The following is a 2,339-nucleotide window of genomic DNA, read 5'->3' as shown; positions in this document are numbered from 1 at the left end:
TTTCTATCAGATCTGCTTTGATGATCTGTGCTTCCTTCTTTATCCTTCCATCGGCTACCACTCACCCTTTCCAGTATAAAGAACTCTGCTTCTCTTAAGTTAACAAGGTAATTCTATCTCTTCAAACACATCTCCGGTCAGATCACAAAGATCCTGTATCGGAATCTCTGTATCATCAATCCGTAAATATGACGATGAATCAAAGAATTTTACAGTTCCCATTATCGTATGGTATTGACCGATTAATGGATTCTTCTGTGACCTTACGAAATATGTTACTTGTATCTTCCGGTCACAAGTTAAGATATTCAATTTCATATCCAACTCATTTTGCTTTTCCTCCGATAGAACCTTTCTAGGTTCATAAAGAATCTCTTGTTGTCGAACGGTTTCATCCAGTCCCCGAAGTGCTGCAAAAGGCACAAACTGTTTTGCCCTGCGTCCTACATCCATCGGATGCCTTCTGGAAACAGGTCTTGGTGAATATAAATACGGTTGATATACACTTGCCAGCACTTCTGATACCTCCTTCTCTATGCCCGGTGGCCACCAATCTGTTCATTGCGTTCTCTATAAGTAGAACACTCTAGCAGATTAGAGCCCCGCATAATAGCGTTTTTTCCATAACGATGCTTCACATTTAATACCGCCTCCTGCAAATGCCTTTCTTTATCTGTCAGTTTTGGATCATCAAACAGGCTGTACTGAACATAACTTTCTGGCGCAATCCTGTTTGCACAGACATCTACCCTACGGATTCCTGTCGATCTGTCTGTAATTCTACAATAAAGTTCTTCTACTGCTGCAATGATTTCTCTAGCACTGTTCGTTTCTCTCTCAAGTCTCACAGTTCCTTTCGATGATTCTTGTCCATACCGATAATCGTATGAAATCCACAAGGTTAACGAATTGGTTACAAGACCTTTTTCAAATAGATCCAACGCCAGATTGTCCGTCATTTCTCTTACAATCACAAGTGCTTCTGCAAAAGAATAGTTTCGCATTAGCACCTGTCCATTTGACAGACTATGTTCTTCCGAATGATAATTCTTAATATCACTCATCCGACAAGTCTCATAGCCCCACGCATGATCGATTAACAGTTCCGCATCAATCCCAAACAACTTATACAGCCAGTCTTCAGATCTTAAAGAGGTCAGTGCAATGTCACCCATTGTATAGATTCCATAACCAGCCAGCTTCTTTTCTGTCCGTGATCCGATTCTCCAGAAATCACTTAATGGTTTATGTTCCCACAACTGCTCTCTGTAAGAAAATTCATCCAAAACTCCAATATGGTCATCCACATGCTTCGCCACAATATCCATTGCAATCTTTGCCAGATACAGGTTTGTCCCTACTCCGGCTGTTGCTGTGATTCCTGTTTCATCCATGACTGCCTGCATAAGTTTTATTGCCATTTCTTTTGCGGTCAGATGATAAAGATGCAGGTAATTTGTCACATCGATAAAACATTCATCGACACTATATACATGGATGTCTTCTTTTGAAACATACCGCAGATAAATCCCATAGATTCTTGCTGAATAGTCAATATACAGCTGCATCCGTGGCATGGCAGTAATGTAATCCACTCCTTCTGGAATCTCATGAATCCTACATCGATTCTTAATCCCAAGTGCTTTCATTGCCGGAGTGATTGCCAGACAAATGGTTGACTTTGATCTGGTAGGATCTGCAACTACAAGATTGGTCTTAAATGGATCAAGTCCACGTTCTACACATTCTACAGATGCATAAAAAGATTTCAGATCTATACAGATAATAGAAGTCTGATCCTGACTCACTTTTGTCACCTCCCATATATCTTTCCTCTTTTTGTGATATGTATCCCATTTTAACTGTCAACAGCTGTTCATTCTTCCTGTTTTCTTCAAAAATAGGAACTTCATTTCACATATTCATTGACAAAAGAGGAAATATTGTGTATCTTATAGGAAAGATGTTTCCCTTATCTGTGATTCACATTATAGGATAGACCTTTCCCTTTGTCAAGATTATTTTTTGATTTATGGGAGAGATATTTCCCATTCGACTTAAAACGGCTAATGAAACTTATAAGACAAGGGCTTAGAAAGAGGTATTTTTATGACATTCGGTGAAAAAATTAGATCATTAAGAAAAGGAAAAAAAATGAGCCAACAGGAACTGGCCAGCATGGTTGGTGTATCTTACCGAACCATCCGTTCCTGGGAAGTAGAAGGACGTTACCCAAAGCAGAATATCCTTTACCAGAAACTTGCAGATGCATTACAGTGTGATGTTTCTTATCTTATGAGTGAAAATGCATCCTTTATTACAGAAGCTTCTGAACAATT

The 2,339-nt window shown here is 39.2% G+C and carries 3 protein-coding genes; 1 reads left to right on the top strand and 2 read right to left on the bottom strand.

Translation table 11 applies throughout. From position 1 onward, the window contains the following. Positions 1-99 precede the first annotated feature (99 nt). Positions 100-516, bottom strand: coding sequence for a hypothetical protein (locus LI126_RS14535; protein ID WP_227165648.1), 417 nt, complete (start codon positions 514-516; stop codon positions 100-102). Positions 517-533: 17 nt separating this feature from the next. Beyond that, positions 534-1,808 carry a Y-family DNA polymerase gene (locus tag LI126_RS14530; protein WP_117499454.1) on the bottom strand — a complete coding sequence of 425 codons (1,275 nt, stop codon included), beginning with the start codon at positions 1,806-1,808 and terminating at the stop codon, positions 534-536. A 301-nt stretch (positions 1,809-2,109) separates the two neighbouring features. On the opposite strand from LI126_RS14530, the gene LI126_RS14525 reads away from it, so the two are divergent. Next, the coding region (locus LI126_RS14525) for a helix-turn-helix domain-containing protein (protein WP_227165647.1) at positions 2,110-2,339 on the top strand (230 nt) is incomplete at its 3' end.

This window comes from Mediterraneibacter sp. 210702-DFI.5.30 (assembly GCF_020560115.1).
GTDB classification, from domain to species: Bacteria; Bacillota; Clostridia; order Lachnospirales; family Lachnospiraceae; genus Mediterraneibacter; species Mediterraneibacter faecis.
This window is presented reverse-complemented; position numbering and strand designations above follow the sequence as displayed.